Source organism: Kitasatospora sp. NPDC092286 (assembly GCF_044755565.1).
In the GTDB taxonomy this organism is placed as follows: Bacteria; Actinomycetota; Actinomycetes; order Streptomycetales; family Streptomycetaceae; genus Kitasatospora.
The window spans coordinates 39,540-57,744 of record NZ_JBIVRD010000020.1 but is presented as its reverse complement, the minus strand read 5'-3'; the positions used below and the strand labels follow the sequence as shown (position 1 = coordinate 57,744).

11 protein-coding genes are annotated in these 18,205 nt (G+C 73.9%); 7 read left to right on the top strand and 4 right to left on the bottom strand.

The window, feature by feature from the left end; genetic code table 11:
* Positions 1–187: 187 nt before the first annotated feature.
* Positions 188–868 carry a Tat pathway signal sequence domain protein gene (locus tag ACIQIB_RS21280; RefSeq protein ID WP_363612028.1) on the bottom strand — a complete coding sequence of 227 codons (681 nt, stop codon included), beginning with the start codon at positions 866–868 and terminating at the stop codon, positions 188–190.
* Between the two features lie 463 nt (positions 869–1,331).
* Here ACIQIB_RS21280 and ACIQIB_RS21275 point away from each other — a divergent pair, with 463 nt between their 5' ends.
* The 4 genes from ACIQIB_RS21275 to ACIQIB_RS21260 all read left to right on the top strand — a co-directional run bounded on the left by ACIQIB_RS21275 (position 1,332) and on the right by ACIQIB_RS21260 (position 5,173).
* Positions 1,332–2,045 (top strand): TetR/AcrR family transcriptional regulator, encoded by a 714-nt coding sequence (locus ACIQIB_RS21275; protein ID WP_400759728.1) that lies wholly within the window; start codon positions 1,332–1,334, stop codon positions 2,043–2,045.
* A 181-nt stretch (positions 2,046–2,226) separates the two neighbouring features.
* The gene (locus ACIQIB_RS21270; protein WP_363612032.1) at positions 2,227–2,886 is read left to right on the top strand and encodes a DUF6230 family protein; all 660 of its coding nucleotides are present in this window, start codon (positions 2,227–2,229) and stop codon (positions 2,884–2,886) included.
* A 179-nt stretch (positions 2,887–3,065) separates the two neighbouring features.
* Positions 3,066–3,533 (top strand): DUF6114 domain-containing protein, encoded by a 468-nt coding sequence (locus tag ACIQIB_RS21265; protein WP_400759824.1) that lies wholly within the window; start codon positions 3,066–3,068, stop codon positions 3,531–3,533.
* A gap of 347 nt (positions 3,534–3,880) precedes the next feature.
* Positions 3,881–5,173, top strand: coding sequence for a globin domain-containing protein (locus tag ACIQIB_RS21260; RefSeq protein WP_400759725.1), 1,293 nt, complete (start codon positions 3,881–3,883; stop codon positions 5,171–5,173).
* A 39-nt stretch (positions 5,174–5,212) separates the two neighbouring features.
* On the opposite strand, the gene ACIQIB_RS21255 is transcribed toward ACIQIB_RS21260, so the two are convergent.
* From ACIQIB_RS21255 to ACIQIB_RS21245, 3 genes are all read right to left on the bottom strand, one after another.
* Positions 5,213–6,661 carry a selenium-binding protein SBP56-related protein gene (locus ACIQIB_RS21255; RefSeq protein ID WP_400759723.1) on the bottom strand — a complete coding sequence of 483 codons (1,449 nt, stop codon included), beginning with the start codon at positions 6,659–6,661 and terminating at the stop codon, positions 5,213–5,215.
* Positions 6,662–6,896: 235 nt separating this feature from the next.
* Entirely contained in the window at positions 6,897–14,462 is a 7,566-nt protein-coding gene (locus tag ACIQIB_RS21250) for a LamG-like jellyroll fold domain-containing protein (protein ID WP_400759721.1), read from the bottom strand.
* A gap of 548 nt (positions 14,463–15,010) precedes the next feature.
* A complete protein-coding gene (locus tag ACIQIB_RS21245; RefSeq protein WP_363612040.1) occupies positions 15,011–15,970 on the bottom strand; it encodes an alpha/beta hydrolase in 960 nt (319 codons plus the stop codon).
* Positions 15,971–16,097: 127 nt separating this feature from the next.
* On the opposite strand from ACIQIB_RS21245, the gene ACIQIB_RS21240 reads away from it, so the two are divergent.
* The 3 genes from ACIQIB_RS21240 (at position 16,098) to ACIQIB_RS21230 (ending at position 18,065) form a co-directional block, all read left to right on the top strand.
* Positions 16,098–16,226, top strand: a complete 129-nt coding sequence (locus tag ACIQIB_RS21240) for a hypothetical protein (RefSeq protein ID WP_400759719.1) — start codon at positions 16,098–16,100, stop codon at positions 16,224–16,226.
* A 56-nt stretch (positions 16,227–16,282) separates the two neighbouring features.
* The gene (locus ACIQIB_RS21235; RefSeq protein WP_400759822.1) at positions 16,283–17,077 is read left to right on the top strand and encodes a spermidine synthase; all 795 of its coding nucleotides are present in this window, start codon (positions 16,283–16,285) and stop codon (positions 17,075–17,077) included.
* 151 nt (positions 17,078–17,228) lie between these two features.
* Positions 17,229–18,065, top strand: coding sequence for a class I SAM-dependent methyltransferase (locus ACIQIB_RS21230; protein WP_363612042.1), 837 nt, complete (start codon positions 17,229–17,231; stop codon positions 18,063–18,065).
* Positions 18,066–18,205: the final 140 nt, after the last annotated feature.

Genomic DNA, 18,205 nt, shown 5'->3' with positions numbered 1-18,205 from the left:
GTAGCGGCCCTCCCCCGGGGGGGGGGGGGGGCGCCGGGGGGGGGGGGGGGGGGGGGGGGGGGGGGCGGGGGGGGGGGGGGGGGGGGGGCGGGGGCCCCGCCCCCCCCGCCCGGCGCGGGCCGCCCGCCGCCCCCCCCCCCCCCCGCCGCTCGGTCCGTTTCGGTCCGCTACCGCTTTCCGGGGAGGGTCAGTTGACCCAGATGGGCGGGTTGCCCGGGCGGGAGATGTCGAGGACTTGCCCGTAGGTGGCGGTGAAGTAGCCGGCGGCGAAGCAGGTGCTGGGGCCGGAGTACTTGCTGAAGGCCTGGGAGGCGAAGCCGATGGTGTTGCCGGTGTTGTTGGTGGTGCCGGAGAGGCTGCCGGGCGCGCGGTAGACGCAGGTGATGGTGCCGAGGATGGTGTTCAGCACCATGGTGGTCTGGATCGGCGCGGCCGCGCTGGACGGGCTGAGCGTCACGGGGTTGCCCGCGGCGTCGCTCACCGAGTTGGTGAACGGCAGGTTGTTGACCGTGATGCTCTGCACGCCGGTGAGGCCGAGCACGTTGGACGTGCAGGAGGCGAAGGTCTGGCTGTTGAGCTGCTCGGTGGCGACGCCCGGCGCGGCCGGGTTGGCGGTGACGGTCGCGGAGAAGGAGGAGCCGGCGCACTTGATGCCGCTCGTCCCGGTCGCGCTGGAGTAGAAGCTGGCGTAGGTGCCGGGGACCAGGTTGGCGCTGAGGACGTCGCCGACGGGGACGTCGGTTCCGGCCGAGCCGGCACCGCCGTAGGTCAGCACGGCGGAGCCGGCGGCCTGGGCGGGGGTGACGGCGGCGGTGGCCAGGGCCACGGCGGCCAGGGCTGCGGTACCGAGGGTGCGGCGGATGCGCATGAGGGTGTGCCTCTCTCCGTGAGGAGCCGGGTGGGGTGCCCGCCGGAACGCGTGGAGGTGCGCGCGGACGTGGGCGGGGGGCGCGCCGACGTGAGCACGACGTGAGCACGGCGGGTGCGGTGCGGGTGTGCGTCGTTCGTGCGTCGTTCGTGCGCCGGACGGGCGTTGGGCGTGCGGCACGGTGGACGGCGACTCGGCGGGCCCGGCGCCACGGGCCCGCCCGTACGGCGAGAAGGTGCTGGCGGTGCAGGAAGGTGCAGGAAGGTGCAGAGAGGTGCGAGGTGGTGCGGGGAGTGCGGTGGGGGTGCACGTCGACGGCTGCCACCGCCGGGTATGCGTTCGCCGTACTGAACAGCCGGAACGCGTGGAGGTTTCCGGCGGCTCGTCGCCGTCCGATTGGAAACCTGCGAGTGTTGTAAACCAGCCCCTGCTTCAATGTCAAGGCAGAGAACAGGAGTTGGCCATGGACCTGAACACCGTCCGGAGTGACGGGACGCCGCTGCTGCCCGGTGCCCGCACCGGGCGTGACCCGGCCCGGTCGATCAAGCGAGGCCCGAGCCGGCTGCCGCCGGACGTGGTCGCCGCCACCCAGCGGGAGCGCCTGCTCGACGGCCTGGTCCACACCGTCGCCGAACACGGCTACCAGCGCGCCACGGTGAGCGACATCTGCCGCGCCGCCGGGGTGACCAGGCCGGTCTTCTACGAGCTGTTCAGCGGCAAGGAGGATGCCTTCCTGGCCGCCCACCGGCACGGCACCGGTGTGGTGATCCGGCGGATGGCGGCCGCCTTCGCGGCGGCGCCCGACTGGTGCTCCGGCATCCGTGAGGCGCTGCGCGCGATGCTCTACCTGCTCGCCGGCGTACCGGCGTTCGCCACCATGGCGGTGATCGAGATCGACGCCGTCGGCCCGGCCGGGCGTCGCGAGCGCGACCAACTCCTCACCCGATTCCGGGCGTTCTTCGCCGAGGTGCCACAACCTCCGGGCGGGGTACCGGTGGAGGCGTTGGTGGATGCGGTGGTCGGCGGTGTCTACAGCGCGCTCCACCGCCGCATCGATGCCGACCGGACGGATGAACTCCCTGATCTGCTACCGGCCTTGAGTCTGTTCTGCCTGGCGACCTTCCTCGGGCCGGCCGAGGCCGCCCGGCGGCTGGGCGGTGCCGTCGGCGGACGATGATCCTTCGTGCACCCGTATTGACCCGTCGGATACCGGGCAGTAGCTTCCCAGTTACCCAACTGCGGTCCGTCCGGCCCGCCCCGCTGCCGAGGGGCGTCCGAACCGGTCGGGCCCGCAGAACGCTGTCCGCGCCAGGACAACGTGCCAGTGCCTGCCCATCCCACTCATCGAGGGAGCACACATGGCCACGTCCGAGGACGCAGCCCCCACGCCCGAAACCGCCGGGACGCCCGCCGGGACACCTGCCGGGTCCAGAGGCCGGGTCCGGCTGCGGCGTACGGCCCTGATGGCGGTACCCGCCGTCGTTGCCGGCGCCGTGCTGATGACCCTCACCGCGCAGGGTGTACTCGCCGCCCAGTTCTCCATCTCCGGAATGCCGTTCACCGTCACCGCCGACAGCCTCGACGGTGTGGGCTTCGAACAGTTCGGCAGCCTGGACCACATGATCGACGACAGCCCGAACGCCGGGGACACCGGCGGGCAGGTCCTGGTCGCGGTCTCGGCGATCAAGAACGCCTCGCTCACCAAGCTCTGCCAGAGCGTCGACCTCGGCGGCATCAACCTGCTGATCAAGGCCGGCGACGCGGGCACCCCCGTCACCGCCACCGACCTCACCACCGACTCGGACCTGTTCTCCGGTGACGCGTCGTTCACCAACATCGAGATCGGCGGCGACGCCAGCACCTACACCAAGGCCGGGGTCAAGGGCCTGCCGGGTGTGTTCGGGCAGCAGGCCGACACCGTCACCGTCCACAACCTGCGCCAGCACAACTATGCCACCACCGCAGGGGCGTTCAGGCTGCCCAACCTGCGGCTGAGCTTCAGCTCGGAGGGCTGCTGACGGTGTCCGATCCCGTACCCGACGGCGCGGTGCCCGGTGCGGCCGAGGCCGTCGAGCCGGTGGTTCCGGTGCCTGACGCCGCCGTGCCCGAAGCCGTCGTGCCTGAAGCCGCCGTGCCGAGCGCTGTCGTGCCGAGCGCCACCGTGCCGGGTGTCGCCGGTGCCGAGGCCGTCGAGCCGGTGGCCGTCGAGCCCGGGGCCCCGGCGTCCGCTGGGGCCCCGGCCGGCCGAACGGGCTGGCGTGGCTGGCGGGGCCGGCGGCCGTTCTGGGGCGGTCTGCTGGTGCTGCTGGGCGGCGCCGAGATCCTCTTCACCTTGCGGGCCCCGCTGCCCGTCGTCCTGCACATCGGGATGCAGGGGCTGACCGGCTACCTGGTACCGGCCCTGATGGTGGTCTGCGGCGCGCTGATCCTGTTCAACCCGGCCCAGCGGCTGTTCTACTCGGTCCTCGCCGTGCTGAGCTCGCTGGCCAGCTGGATGACCTCCAACCTGGGCGGCTTCCTGCTCGGCATGCTCATCGGTGTGGTCGGCAGCTGCCTGGCCTTCGGCTGGCTGCCCGACCAGCCCCCGCGCCGCCGCCGGCTTCGGCGCGCCGCGCGCGGCAAGACCGCCGGACCGGCCGAGGTGGGGCCGCCGGCCAGGGCCTGAGCTCCGGCCCCGGCGTCACCCGGCCCCGGCGGGCGACGCGGGCCGGAACCCGACGCGGCGCCCCGCCGCCGGTGATGGGAGAGCACCGGCGGCGGGGCGCCGTACCGGGCGGCGGCCTCCGCCGGCCCGCCCCCAAGGGGCCGTGGGTCCTCACCACGAGCCCCCCGTTGGGCCGGTGGTCCCGGTCTTCCCGGGACCACCGGCCCTTCTCCGGGCGGTGCGGGCGGCCGTTTACTGGACCTGTCAGCCCCAGGGCCCGACCCTGCCCGGAACCGGTCCGGAAGTGGACGGCGAACATGAACATCCGCTTTCCAGAAGGTGTCTGATGAATGGTTAGGCTGCTGGCCATGGAGATCACCAGCACCACCACCGAGTACGACCGGTTGATCGCGCGCCACCACGCCATGCGCCTTCGCCGGCAGATCCTCGCGCCGGCGTCGTCCTTCCAGACCGGGCCGGACCAGTCGGCGCCCGCCGGCCCCACCGGCGACCCGGCCGGACCGCAGGGCGGCTACCCGGACGGCTTCGACGCGGCCGCCGACCAGCGGCTGATCCTGGACACCCTCGGGCTGGTGACCCCGCTCGCCGACCTGATCGACCACCTCTACGCGTTCATGTTCCGGCGCCGGCCCTACCTGCGCTCGCTCTTCCCCGAGTCCATGGAGTTCCAGCAGACCCATCTGGAACGGATGTTCAACCACCTGATCGATCACCTCGACCGCCCCGCCCAGCTCGCCGCCACCCTCAGCCAGCTCGGCCGCGACCACCGCAAACTGGGCGTCCGCCCGGTCCACTACGAGGCCTTCGAGGAAGCGTTGTGCCAGGCGATCCGCCACCGCGCCGGCGCCCGGTGGAGCGATGGCCTGGAGGCCGCCTGGATCCGGATGCTGCGCTTCGCCGTCCGGGCGATGGTGGTCGGCGCCGAGTCCGCGCTCACCGAACCCCCGTACTGGCACGCGGTCGTGGTCGGCCACGAACGCCGCCGCCCCGACCTGGCCGTGCTGCGCGTGCGGACCGGCGAGCCCTACCCCTACCGGGCCGGCCAGTACGGCACCGTGGAGCACCCGCGGCTCCCGCACACCTGGCGGCAGTACTCGATGGGCTGCGCCCCGCGCGAGGACAACGAGGTGGAGTTCCACGTCCGCCGCACCGGCCCGGGCGGGGTCAGCGAGGCACTGGTCGAGCGCACCGCCGTCGGCGACGAGCTGCGCCTGGGCCCGCCGCGCGGCACGCTGATGCCCGAGGACGACACCCGCGATCTGCTGCTGGTGGCCGGCGGCACCGGGCTCGCCCCGATGAAGGCGATCGTCGAGGAGCTGGTCGAGCACCGCCCGCGTGGCCGCCGGGTCCATCTGTTCGTCGGCGCCCGGGACCGGGCCGATCTGTACGACTGGCCGGACCTCTCCGAACTGGTCGGCCGCAAGCCCTGGTTGGAGCTGATCCCGGTCGCCGACGGCGGCCCCCGCCCGGGCGGGGGCTCACGGCTCGCCGACGCGGTGAGCCACAGCGGCGACTGGGCGGACCACCTCGCCTGCGTCAGCGGCCCGGCCGGGATGGTGGACGAGGTCCGCACCCGCCTGGTCGCCGCCGGCCTGCCCGCCGCGCACGTCCACCACGACCCGGTGCTGGGGCGGGTCTGACGCACCCGCGCGGCGAGCCGCCGCGGCGCCGAGGGTTTGTTACCGGTAGCAGTACGAGTCCGAGGAGGCGTCGCCGCCCGCGAGGTGGGTCTGGTGCACCCGCAGGCCCCGGAACTCGTCGCCGTGCGGGAAGAAGCGGTGGTCGACCGAGAGCCCGCCCGCGTCGGTGTCGGCGTCCAGCTTGATGATCCACGGCTCGATGCCGTCCGGGTAGAACTGGTCGTCCCACGAGCCGTACAGCGAGTTGGTGAGGTAGAGCCGCCGTCCGTCCCGGCTGATCTCGACCATCTGCGGCCCGCCGCTCAGCGGGCGTCCGGGCTCGGCCGGGTGCGGCGTCCTGGCCGTCACCCCGCCGAGTCGTACCGAGCCCGCCAGCCGCGGGTGGAACGGGTCCGACACGTCGTACTGGAACAGCTCGCCGGTGCCCCAGGCCGAGACGTACAGCCAGCGGTCGTCCACCGACAGGTTGATGTCGGTCACCAGCGGTGGCACGGCTCCGAAGGGCTGCAGGGCCGGCGGCAGGTCCTCGGCCTTCGCCGGCTCGGCCGGAATGTCGATCACCTTGCGCGCGGTGAACGCCGCGCCGTCCCGGTACCAGAGCCAGACCGAGGAGGAGAGGTCCTCGACGTTGGTTACCACCCCGGCGAACCCCCACTCGGCCTGCGGGTCGTGGGCCGGCCGCAGCTCCAGCACCATCTGGTACTGGTCACCGAGGTCGATCCGCTGGAGGTGGCGCCCCGAGTCCAGCTCCCAGAAGTGCAGCGCGTGCCCGTACTTGCGGCCCAGCAGCAGCTCCGGGACGACCCCGTCCTCGACCATCCACGGGGTTCCCCACTCGCTGGTGATGCCCACGTTGGTCCCCAGGTGCCACCACACGTCGTAGGCGAAGTGCTGCGGCCCGCGCTCCGTCTCCCACGCGCGCAGCACGTCGAAGGTGGTGTGGTCGAGCAGCGCCACCCCGCCCGGCCCGTCGGAACCGTCCGAGCCGTCCGGGCCGTTCGCGCCCGCCGCCCCGCCGAGGCAGGAGAGGAACACGCCGTCCGGCCCGCAGTGCAGCGTGTGCGGACGCGAGTAGCCCGCTCTGGCCGCCAGCTCCTCGGCCTGGACGGTCTTGACCAGCCGGGGCCGCACCGGGTCCGGCCGGATGTCCATCACATGCAGCCGGGACGAGCGCAGCCCGGGCAGCAGCAGGTAGCGCCGCTCCGGGTTCTCGTGGCAGGCGTGCGCGAGCGCGCTGGAGCAGGCGTTCCAGCCGAAGTGGTGCAGTTCGTCGCCCAGCCCCGGCAGTTCCGAGAAGTTCAGCACCCGGCCGTAGCTCGGCGAGTCCGGGTCGGTGTCGACGGTGATCAGCGCGTCCGGCCGCTGCGCGGACCGGTCGAACCCGGCGACGTACGCCAGCTTCTCCGGTGGCGCGGCGATCGCCTCGGCGGGGGTGCGGTAGAGGGACGGATCGGTGTGGCCGGCCTGCGGCTCGTGACCGTGTGGCATGCGGACTCCTCAACTCGCCTTGCTGGCACAGGGAGTGACAGTGGTCCGGGTAGCGTTCCACAGGAACACGGGCGCACAGCAGGCGCACGGGGAGCGGGGGAGGGGTGGCGCGACCGGCCGCCGGATTCGGGCGCGGGGCCAGGACGGGCTGCGGGGCCCGCTCGCAGGGGGCGCTCGTACCGGTGTGCGGTCCCGGGGTCCGCGGGGGCGCCCCGGGACCGCACACCGGAGGTGCTCAGCCCTCCACGCCGTAGTACTGCGCGAGGAAGCTGATCACCTCGGCCGCGTGCGGCAGCAGTTCGGGCAGCTGGGCGGCGAGGGCGGCGCGGGTGGCCTCGGCCAGCTCGGGCAGGCCGGTGGCGGCGCCCTTCACATACGGGTCCAGACGGCGGACGAGTTCGTAGTTGCTCTCCACGTCCACGTCGTGCATGGCCTTCTCCAGCGCCGGAGCCCCGGCCGGAGGCACCGCGGGCAGCACCCGGCTGACGAAGGTGACCCGGTGCAGCACCCGCCAGCACGGCGGCTTGCGGTCCGACTGGCGGGCCTGGCGCAGCGCCGCCGCGTCGGGGTCGCCGCCGTTCTCCAGCCAGCGCGGGTCGACCACCTTGTGGAAGAAGGTGTCGAAGTGCTCGCTGTCCTCGCCCAGGTAGAAGCTGAGGAAGCGGTAGGCGTCCACCTTGCCGGGGACCTTGACGGGTTGCCCGTCCTGGTCGAAGACGGGCTTGCGGTCCTGGTCGTAGCGCTGGAGGTCGCCGGCGGGGGCGACTTCCACGTTCAGTCCGAAGGAACGGGTGGCCTCCTTGCCGCGGGCCCGGGTGGCGGTCATCCCGCCGCCGACGGAGGCGTCCAGCTGGGCGCCGATGCCGATGCCGGCGATCCGGAAGGAGGTGCCGATCGAGGTGCCGACCGAGCCCGACAGGGAGTAGGAGCCCGCGGTGGTCTCGCTGACCACGTCGGTGGTCTCGGTGGTCTCGGCGAAGAAGCCGCCGGCGGCCGTCCAGACGTAGGTGTTGACCAGGTCCCGGCGGGAGAAGCCCTGGCCGGTGGCGCTGCCCGTGGTCTCCCGCCGCTGGGCCGGGGAGGCGTCGGCGCCGATCGCGCCGCCGAGCACCCGTCCGGCCCGCTGCGCGGTCGGGTCCGGGGCGTGGGTCTCGGTGGAGACGGTGTCGTAGTAGCTGTGCAGGCGCTGCTGGTCACGCTGGATGCGGCGCTTGAGCGCGTACGCCTCGCGGGGCTTGAAGTAGCTGTACTCGCCCCGCTCACGGGTGCCCTGGTAGTCGGGGTCGGCGACCTTGCCGCGTTCGTTGAAGCCGACGGTGCCGTCCAGGGTGCCCTGCTTGGTGTAGCGGGGGTTGATCGGGAACGGGATGACGTTCCAGTCCCTGGGGATGTCCGGGTTCGGCTGGATGCGGTAGGCCACCAGTGCCCCGCTGTGCGCCAGGCGCAGGGCGAAGACGTCGGCGGTCTGCGACTGCACCACGGCGAAGCCGGTGTTGGCCGGGACGTAGCGGCGGCCGGTGGTGGGGTTGAGGAGCCGGCCCGGGTCCTCCCAGTGGCCGGTGAGCGAGACCTTGGTGGTGCGGGCGGTGTTCTCGCCCTGGGAGACGGAGGTCTCCTCGGCCCAGCTGTTGGAGAACTCCAGGTTGCCTCGCACGCCCGCGGAGACCCCGCCCTTGGCGATGGCCTTGGCGATGCCGAAGCCGAGCGGGGCGGTGATCATCCAGATGTCGACGTCCACCTCGTTGGACAGGGCGAAGCCGAAGGCGGCGTCCACGCTGCGCTCCTTGGCCGACGACAGCGAACGCACCACCTGCTCGGCCTCGGTCAGCTGGACCGAGGAGGCCCCCTCGAAGGTGTCGCTGCCGGGGTCGGTGAGCCCGGCGGTGAGGTTCTCCGAGGGCACCGGCGGCGCGCCCTCCACGTAGCCGACGAGCTGCGGGTCGAACTGGATCTGACTGACCCACTCGCTCACCAGCTCGCCGACCTTGTAACCGGTGACCAGGTGCCAGCGTCCGTCCCGCAGATAGCTGTAGGCGCGCTTGAGGACACCGAACGCCTCGCCGCGGGCGCCGTACTGCATGTCGGCGTACTCGGCCACCGCCGGGGCGGCGGTGACGGTCTCGTGGAACGGGGTGCGCATCCCGGCCAGCGCCGAGCGGACCTGCGCGGTGTCGGTGGAGACCGGCGCGCTGGAGAGGACCGTGCGCGGACGGGTCGCCTCGGCACCGAGGCGCAGGTGGTTGCCGCGCAGGCCGTCGTCGCGGACCTGGGCGACATCCGGTTCGGTGGAGTCCCGGTCGAACGGCCAGTAGGCGACCAGGTCCTCCTTCTCCCCCTTGAGCCGGGTGAAGAGGTTGTCCAGCAGCTGCTCGTGGGTGCGGGCGGTGCGCCAGATCCGCACCTCCTCCAGAACGCCGTTGAAGGACTCGGTGGCCTTGCCGCCCTTGAGCAGCGCACCAAGGCTGAGCTGGGCGTCGCCGGCGTCGGCGAAGGCGGCGGTGTCGGGGGCGCCCGGGTCGCCGGCCGGGTCGCAGGCCACCGCGACGCCGTTGCGGTAGAGCCGGAAGACGCTGCCGCGCGGGTCGGGGTTGCGCACCCAGCGGGCGCCGCGCAGCCGGGCGGGGTGCGATCCGGTGGCATCGGCCGCCGTGCCACCGGCGTTCTCCTCGAAACGCCAGTGCGCGACCAGACCCCGGTCGCGGGCGGTGACGGGGGTGCCGAGCCGGGCGGCATCGCGGGCGGCGCCCCAGATCCGGACCTCGGCGAGCACACCGGTCAACCGCTGGACGACGGAGCCTTCGCGGGCCCGGCCGAGCTCCAGCGGCGCGTCGTTGCCGCGCGGGCCCGGACCTTCGTAGCGGGCCGCGCCGATCTCCCGGCCGTCCAGGTGGAAGCGGATGTCCTGCCATTCGCGGACGGTGACCGACTCGACCAGTTCCACGCTCTGGGTGACCGGCTTGCCGTCGGCCCCCACCGCGCTGATCTGGCGGGTGCCCTTCTGCTCCTGCATCGAGCGCCCGCTCTTGCGGACCACCGCGATCCGGTGGAACGTCCCGGCCTTGACGCCCTCGGTGGAGGTGAAGCGCACGGCCCGGCCGTCCGGCTCCTCGAAGGCGAACTCCAGCCGGCCGTCCGGCAGCACCGCCAGCCGGTAGGGGACGCTGCCGCCCGCGCCGTCGGTCATCCGGCCCTTGGAGAGCAGACCCTGGGTCTCGCCGAGCCGCTCCAGACGGGCGAACACCTCCAGCGTCAGGTCGTCGGCGATGTCCAGGGCGTCGTCGTCGGCGACCTCCAGGTAGGCCTCGCCGTCCAGCTGGACGGCCCAGGACTGCTGGTAGGCGGCGGCGAAGTGGCTCCACTCGCGCAGCGGGAAGGTCTCCCGGCTGACCACCCGGCGGTCGCCGACGGTGGCGACGGCCCAGTAGCGGCCGTTCTCGATCGGCGACAGCGCGGGCACCGGGCCCGGCCTGCCGCGCAGTTCGGCGTGCCGCTTGTTGCCGGAGCGGTCGGTCAGGACGGGCTGCGCGCCGGGCGCCGGGGCGGAGTGGACCCAGTAGCCGAGCAGTCCGGTCTCGGCGCCGGTGAGCCGGCGCTTCATCGCGGCGCGCAGGTCGTCGCCGCCGCGCGCCCGGGACCAGAGCCTGACCTCGTCCACCTGGACGGAGGCGAATCCGGTGGGCTGGAAGGGCACCTGGGCGAGGGAGAGCCGCCCCTGGCCCTGGTAGGGGGCGCTCGCGGTGCGGCGGGCGATCTCCTGGCCGTCCCGGTAGACCACCTGCTGGCGGGTGCCGCGCTCGAAGACGCAGGCCCAGTGGTGCCACTGGGTGTCGCCGAACCGCTGGGTGGTGTCCAGGTCGTCGCCGTAGAAGGCGAAGGTGAACTTGCCGTTGTCGCGGAACCCGATGTGCAGGCTCTCGTTGTTGCGCCCCTGGTCACCGCTGTGCCCCAGGACGAAGTGCGAGCGTTCGTCGACGGCGGTGCGGCGGGCCCAGAACTCGACGGTGAAGTCGCCGTCGCCGAACCCGAAGGCGCCGGGCACCACGGCGGCGGCGCTCACCCCGTCGTAGGCCAGCGCGGAGGCGGCGGGGCCGCCGAGCAGTCCCAGACCGTACGGAGTGTCCCCGGCGTTGGCGTGCACCACACGCACCGGGCCCTCGACCCGCTCGGGGTTGACCCAGGCCTCCACGGTGAGGTCGCCGGGGGTGGCGGCCCTGGCCGGCTGTTCGGCGGGCAGGGAGAGGAATCGCCCCCGGCCGTCGAAGGCGTAGGCGCGGCCCGGCATGTCGGCGCGCCAGCGGCCGCCGTGGCCGCGCAGCAGATCGGCGGCGGTGCCGACCGGGATCTCGGCCAGGGTGCCGGGGTCGACGGTGACCAGCCGGGAGCCCGCGGAGAGCGCCACACCGGGCCGGGAGTCGGTGGACCAGCGGTGGTCGTAGCGCACCCGCAGCACGCTCATGCCCGGCTTCAGCAGGGTCGGGTCCGCGCCCGCGCCCAGCCGCAGCGACTTGCTGCCGGTGGGGTGGCTGCCCTCGAAACGGAAGCCGTGGCCGCCGACGGTGACGAAACCGGGGCCGGTGAGCGGGGCGAGGGTGCCCTCGCTGAACTGCACCACGTCGCCGTCGATCCGCAGCACGGTGCCGATCGGCACGGGCTGTTCGGCGGCGCCGTTGACCACGGCGGCGAAGTCCTCGGCCCGCCGGGGCAGGTGGGACCACTGCTCGCTCTGCCCGTCCTGGCTGATGGTCAGGCTGACCTGCGCCGGGTTGTCCCCGGCCCCGACGGTGATCTCCACGGTGGCCAGGTCGGTGGCCGCGTCGCGGGCGGTGAAGGCCACCGCCGTGCCGCCGGAGGCCAGCTGCCGGGAGGAGCGCAGCACCTGGGCGTCGTAGTAGCCGGCGAAGAACTGGCCGTTGGCGCCCCGGAAGTAGAGCACCACGCTGCCGGTGGCGCTGTCCAGCAGGAACGGGCGGTCGGCGCCGCGGGCGAAGGCGAGCAGCGCGCCGGAGCTGCTGAGCCCGGTGCGGTCCACGGCGAGCCGGGGCATCGGGAGGGCGATGTCGTCGGAGCCGCGCACCCCGCCGGTGAGCCGGCCCAGTTCCTCCCGCTTGGCGGCCAGCAGGGCCTGGCGGGCCGGCAGGTCGCGGCGGTGGCGGCCGAGCGCCTCCTGCTTGCCGGCGAGGGTCAGCAGCCGGTTGTCGAGCTCCAGGATCTCCTGGTTCCGCTGGTCGGCGGTGGCTCCGGGCCTGCCGGAGGCGCCGTCCCGCTCCAGGACGACGACGCCCTCGCCGGAGGCGTTCGCCGTCCCGTAGTCGTACTGCACGATGCGGTCGCCCTGGCTGTCCCGGGCGGCGACCAGCTTCCCGCTGCGGCGGACCACCAGGCCGCGGCCGTTCCAGGTGTCCAGCGCGAAGTGGGTGGCGTCGTTGTCGGCCTCCCGGCGGTACTGGATCAGCGGGGTGTCGTTGTCGGTCTTGCCGCCGGAGAGGTTCATGTCCAGACCGGAGTTGACGTTCCGCAGGAAGTAGCAGGTGACGCCGTTGAGGTTGGTGCCGGTGGGCTCGAAGGTCCACAGCGCGGAGGCGGCCGTCCGGTTGGCGGTGCGGATCAGCGGGGCCGTCGCGTCCCTGCGGTCGCTCTCCACCGCGAGGTACTGGTCCTTGCCGTCCTTGGGCAGCTTGAAGCGCAGCCGGTAGCGCCAGAGGGTGGGATCGTCCTCCTGGCCGGCCCTCAGCGCGGCGCGCCGGCGCTCCAGCTCCGGGATCTCGGCCGTCTCCTGCTGGAGGCGGGTGATCTCCGCCTCGGAGCCGGCCACGTCCCGGACCAGCCGGGCCACCTGGGCGTCCAGGTCGCCGACCGCGTCCACGGTGCCGCTGGACTCGGGGGCGGCGAGCACCGGCAGGGTCAGCTGGTCCGGGATCTCGGCCAGGCGGCCGTCCCGCCCGACGCCCAGGTCGAGGGTGGCGAGGTAGGCCTCGTCGGTGGCCTGGCCGCTCACCGGGTCGGGCCCGCCGGTGGCGCAGGCGAGCAGCACCCGGGCCTGGCGCTTGACGGGCCTGGCCGTGCCGTCGTACCCGGCGGGCGCGGTCTCCTGCTGGTGGTGCAGTACGGCGGAGAGACCGGAGACCACGCGGCGCCCGGTGAGGGCGAAGCTGTCGCGGCGCACCCCGGGGTTCTCGCCGATCGGGGCCTCGGAGGTGATCCAGGCCGGACCGCCGCGCAGGGCGGCGTGCCGGGCGTTGTCGGTCTGGTCGTACAGCTTGTCGCCCAGGCCCTCGTCGAAGCGGTAGTAGACGGCCAGACCCGGCTCGTTGCCGATCAGGCGGCGGTTGCGGTCGGCGGCGATCTCCTCGCCGCCGCGGGGGCGGTTCCAGACCCGGACCTCGTCCAGCTCGGCGCGGCCGTACGAGCCGAGGGCGCGCCCCAGGGTCAGCGGGCCGAGACCGGCGTACGGCATCTCGGTGGTCCGGCGGCCGAGTTCGACGCCGTCGCGGTAGACGATCTGCTCGCGGGTGGCGCGGACGAAGACGCAGGCCCAGTGGTGCCAGTCGGTGTCGGTGGTGCGCTGAGCGGTGTTCAGGTCGTCGGCGTAGAAGGCGAAGGCGAAGGTGTCGTCCGAGCGGAAGCCGATGTGCAGGCTGCGCAACCGGGCACCGGCGGCGGCGCCGTGCCCGACCAGGAAGTCCTCGCGGCCGCCGGTCGCGGTGCGCCTGGCCCAGAACTCCACCGTGAAGTCGGAGTCGGCGAGCTGGAGGGCGGTGCCCGGAAGCTCGGCCACGTCGTCGGCGCCGTCGAAGCGCAGGGCCGTCTCGGCGTGGCCGCTCCCGCTCACCACAGGTACCAGCGGCCGGCCGGTGAACGGGCAGCTGCCGGGGGCGGATTCGTGGACGGCGTCGCGGTAGCGCTCGTCGGGGCTGGTCCAGGCCTGCGAGCCCTGGGTGTTGAACAGGCCGTCGCGGCCGCGCTCGACGCTGAAGCCGTCGATCCGCCCGGTGGCGTCGTTGTGCGCGAAGAGCTGCCAGCGCTCCCGGCCGTGCACCGCGGTGGGCACCAGCAGCGCGGTGAACCGGCCGCCGGAGAGGTTGCGGACGAAGGACAGCTCCTGGGTGGGCTCGTGGAACGCCCGGCCCTCCATGTCCCGGGTGCCGAGGCTGTCCTTGGCGGAGTCGGGACGGCCCTTGTGGCGGCTGCGCCGGTAGCGGACCTCCAGCACCGGCTTCAACTCGCCGCCGGTCAGCACGAAACGGTCGCAGAGCAGGGTGGCATCGACCACCGCGGCCCTGGCCCCGCCGGTGCCGATGAGGTAGTCGCTGCGCGCCGGTTCGGCCGAGGACGAGCTGCCGTCGGCCAGCCGGAAGACCATGTCCTGGTGGTCGGCCCGGACGGACTGGCGCAGGACGTACAGGTGGGTGCCGTCGGAGACGACGTGGAACGGCGCGGCGGCACCGAGCCGGGCCGTGCTGGACAGGAAGGCGTCCAGCTCGTCCTCGTCGAGCCGCTCGGCCCGGTCCGCCTCGACCCGGCCGCCGCGCTTGACGGCGGGCATCCGGACCGCTCCGGCGACGGCGTAGCCGACCCGGGCGATCTCGCCGGGGAAGCGCAGCGGCAGCGGGTTCTCCGACCAGTAGGCCGCGTCGGCCTCCCCGCGCGCCTCGTCGTGCTGCGACAGGTCCAGCACCGTGTAGACGATGCGCCGTTGATCGTCCATCGCGAACGCGACCGTGCTGCCCTGGTGCCGCACGGTCGTCGTGTGCACGTAGGCGCGGTCACTGTAGACCTTCGCCAGATGCTGAATCTCCGTCAAGCCTGCCACCTCACCGATAATCGACCGCAGCACGGCGCTGACAGCCGCATGATCAATACGGAACGTGGTCACGTTTTCACTTGGAGCGATGGCCGGGCAAGATATTTTTCCGTCAGCCCAGGTCGAGATCTCCCGCGTTTCCGCCAGGCATCCCGCGCTGCTCCGGGTCCGCGCGCCACGGCCGGTCCCGGGCGGCGCGGCGCTGCCGCGGGGCGCCGGGAGGTGTGCGCCCCGGTGGCGTGGCGTGGGGGAACCGGTGAGGTCAGCGGCCCGGTGCGGGTCGACGGGCGGTGCGGCCGGGCGGCCCTCCCCGGCCCGGCGCCGTGCCGCGGGAGGGCGCCGGGCCGGCCTTCCGGGGGTGTCCGCGAGGCCGCCCGGCGGTCCGACAGGTGGGACGGTGGCCGAAAAGCGGATGCTCGCGCGAGCGCGTCGTTCACCCGGGAGTGTGGTCCGGCCGTGCTGGCGGTGGTAGCGGGGCGTGACCGGCCGCCGGTCCCGGGTGCCGCTCGCCGGGGGGGCGGGATCCTCTCCCGCCCCCGGCCGGGGACCTACCCGGGCAGCCCCGGGAAGTAGGCGCCCGTCCAGCGGTCGAGCTCGGTGAAGACCTCGGTCCGGGCGGCCTCGCCGGACAGGACGAGGTCGTGCATACCGCCCTTGATCCGGACGGTGGTGACATGGCGGCCCAGGCGCGGGCCGACGGCCGCGATGTCGTCGGCGCGCAGCACGGCGTCGGCGTGGTGCAGTGCGGCGTGCCACTTGCTGGTGGCGACGGAGGCGGTGGAGGCCATCAGCAGCACGGGGCAGTCGATCACGAGGCCGCGGCCGACCCGCCGCTGCCCGCGCTGGACGGCGGCGAGCCAGCCGGCGTACAGCGGGAAGCCCTCGGCGGGCTTGAGGCGCAGGTCGAAGTCCCACTCGCCGCGGTGGTCGCGGTGCAGGCTGTGCACGTAGTGCGGGTTGAGCGCGCTGGGCAGCACCCGGGTGGGGGCGATCCGCCCGATCGCCTCGACGGCGGGCCCGCCGAGGGTGCGGACGGCCGGGGCGGCGGGCATCGCCAGGAACGGGCTGTTCAGGAAGAGGCCGTCCACCAGCCCGCGCCCGGACCGCCGGGAGGCCCAGAGCGAGGCGATCAGCCCGCCGGTGGAGTGCCCGTTGACCAGCAGCCGGGAGTGGCCGTCGACGTCCCGGATGATCCGGACCGCCTCGTCCAGCTCCTCGTCGTAGGCGGCGAGGTCGAGAATGAGGTTCGGCGACTGGTGCGGGCGCAGCGAGCGGCCGTACTTGCGCAGGTCCAGGGCGTAGAAGGAGAAGCCCGCCGCGACGAAGTGGTCGGCGAGATTGGTCTGGAAGAAGTAGTCGGTGTAGCCGTGGATGTAGAGCACGGCCCGCTCCGAGCCGGGCACCAGCCGCCTGACCAGGGTCGCGCTGACGGCGCCCTCCTCGTCGGGGGTGAGCGGAAGCTCGGCCGCCTCGTAGGGGGCACCCAGGATGTCTTCTTGGAACTCCACGTCCGCCGCACCCAATCTCTGCTCTGACCTGCCGTGACCGGATCCATAATCCGCCGGGGCACCGACGATACCGGCCGGTAGCCGGCGGCGTGGCACCGGCGCCGGACCAGGGGCCTATGCTGCCGACATGCCGCGAAACGCCGTCGCGGGGAGCCGCCGCCCGCCGACTCCCCGCCCATCACCCCTGGTCACCGCCGTGCGGGCCGCCCGCTCCGGCGCCTCCGTCGGACCCGCCGCCCTCCCGGAGGCGGAGTGACCGCGCCGGAGCCCGTGCCGGTCGCCCGCACGACCGACCTCGGCCGGGCCAGGCTGATGCCCGACATCGACCACGACGGCGGCTGGCTGCTCACCCTGGACGACACCCCGCAGTCCTACGTGGACCTCGGCGACCCCACCCACCTCGAATTCGAGTACACCCAGCGGATCGGCCACCTCGTCGACGCCCTGGCCCCCGCCGGCCGGCCGCTCGACGCGCTCCACCTCGGCGGCGGCGCCCTCACCGTCCCCCGCTACCTCGCCGCCACCCGCCCCGGCTCGCGCCAGCACGTGGTCGAGGTGGACGGCCCGCTGCTCGCCCTGGTCGAGGAGCACCTGCCCTGGCAGGGCCCGGGCGTGGACATCACGGCCACGGTCGGCGACGCCCGGGCGGCGCTCGCGGACCTGCCCGCCGCCTCCCTGGACCTCGTGGTCGCCGACGTGTTCCACGGCTCCCGCACCCCCGCACACCTCACCTCGGTCGAGTTCCTCCGCCTGGCGGCCGCCGTGCTGCGCCCCGACGGCTGCTACGCCGCCAACCTGGCGGACGGCCCGCCGCTGGCCTTCGCCCGGGCCCAGGCCGCGACGCTGCGCGCGGTCTTCCCGCAGACCTGCCTGATCGCCGAACCGCCGGTGCTGCGTGGCCGCCGCTACGGCAACATCCTGCTGGTCGGCTCCGCCCGGCCGCTCCCGGTGGCCGATCTCGGCCGTCGGCTGGCCGCCGACATCTTCCCGGCCCGGCTCACCGACGGCGCCGACCTCGCGGCCTTCACCGGCCGCACCCCGGCGGTCACCGACGCCACCGCCCGGCCCTCCCCGCCACCGCCGGACGGTGCGTTCAGCGTCGGGTGAGCGCGGGGGAGCCGGGGGAGTGCCCGGCCCGGCGCGCGCCCGCGTCCCGGGGCGCTGACACGGCGCGCCGCGTGGCCGCGCGCCGGGTTTGCCCGCCGGGGGTGTCAGAATCGGCGGGTCCATGGCAGGACCACCTCCGAGGGAGCGAGTGATGAGCAGCGTGGAGCGGCCCGAGCTGGAGGCGGTACCGGAGACGGCGCTGTGGACGCTGTGGCACCGGGCGGTGGAGGCCCAGCGGCCCGACACGGTGCTCCCGGACCCGAAGGCCGTCGAGCTCGTGGAGCGGATCGACTACCCGTTCGCGGAGCGGTTCGGCCACGGCGCGCTCCTCTCCCAGCTCCAGGCACTGCGGGCGGCCTGCTTCGACCGCGAGGTGGCCGACTTCCTGGCCCGGGAGCCGCGCGGCACCGTCGTCTGCCTCGGGGAGGGGCTGGAGACCCAGTACTGGCGGGTCGACAACGGCAGGGCCCAGTGGCTCACCGTTGACCTGCCCGAGGCGGTGGCGTTGCGCGAGGAACTGCTGCCGCCCGGGCCGCGGCAGCGCTATCTGGCCGCCGACGCCACCGAGCTGGGCTGGACCGAGGAGGTGGACCGCAACCATGGGGTACTGGTCACCGCGCAGGGCCTGCTGATGTACCTCCAGCCGGCCCAGGTACGGACCTTGATCGCGGGCTGTGCCGAGCGGTTCCCGGGCGGCTCCCTGGTACTGGACGCCGTGCCGCGCTGGTTCAGCCGACTCACCCTGAGCGGAAAGATGCGCAGCCACGACTACCAGGCGCCCCCGATGCCATGGGCGATGGACGCGGGTGAGCGGGACAAGCTCCGCACCGCCGGTCCGGCGGTGGCCGCGGTACGGGACGTCCGGCCGACCGGCGGGCGCGGGCTGGTCGGCGCCCTGTTGCCGCTCGCGCTCACCGTCCCGCCGCTGGCCACCCGTCGCCCCTCGGTCACCGTCCTGGACTTCGCCGAGCGGCCCGAGCGGTCGTAACCGGCGGGCCGGCGCGCGCGGATCCCGTTCCCACGCGCGAGGCTTCCACCAGAGGCGGCGGCCAGGACCCGGCCGCCGACCGGATCCGGTGTGTCGCCACGGACCGTGACCTGCCCACCGCCGGGCCGTCGGACCGGTCA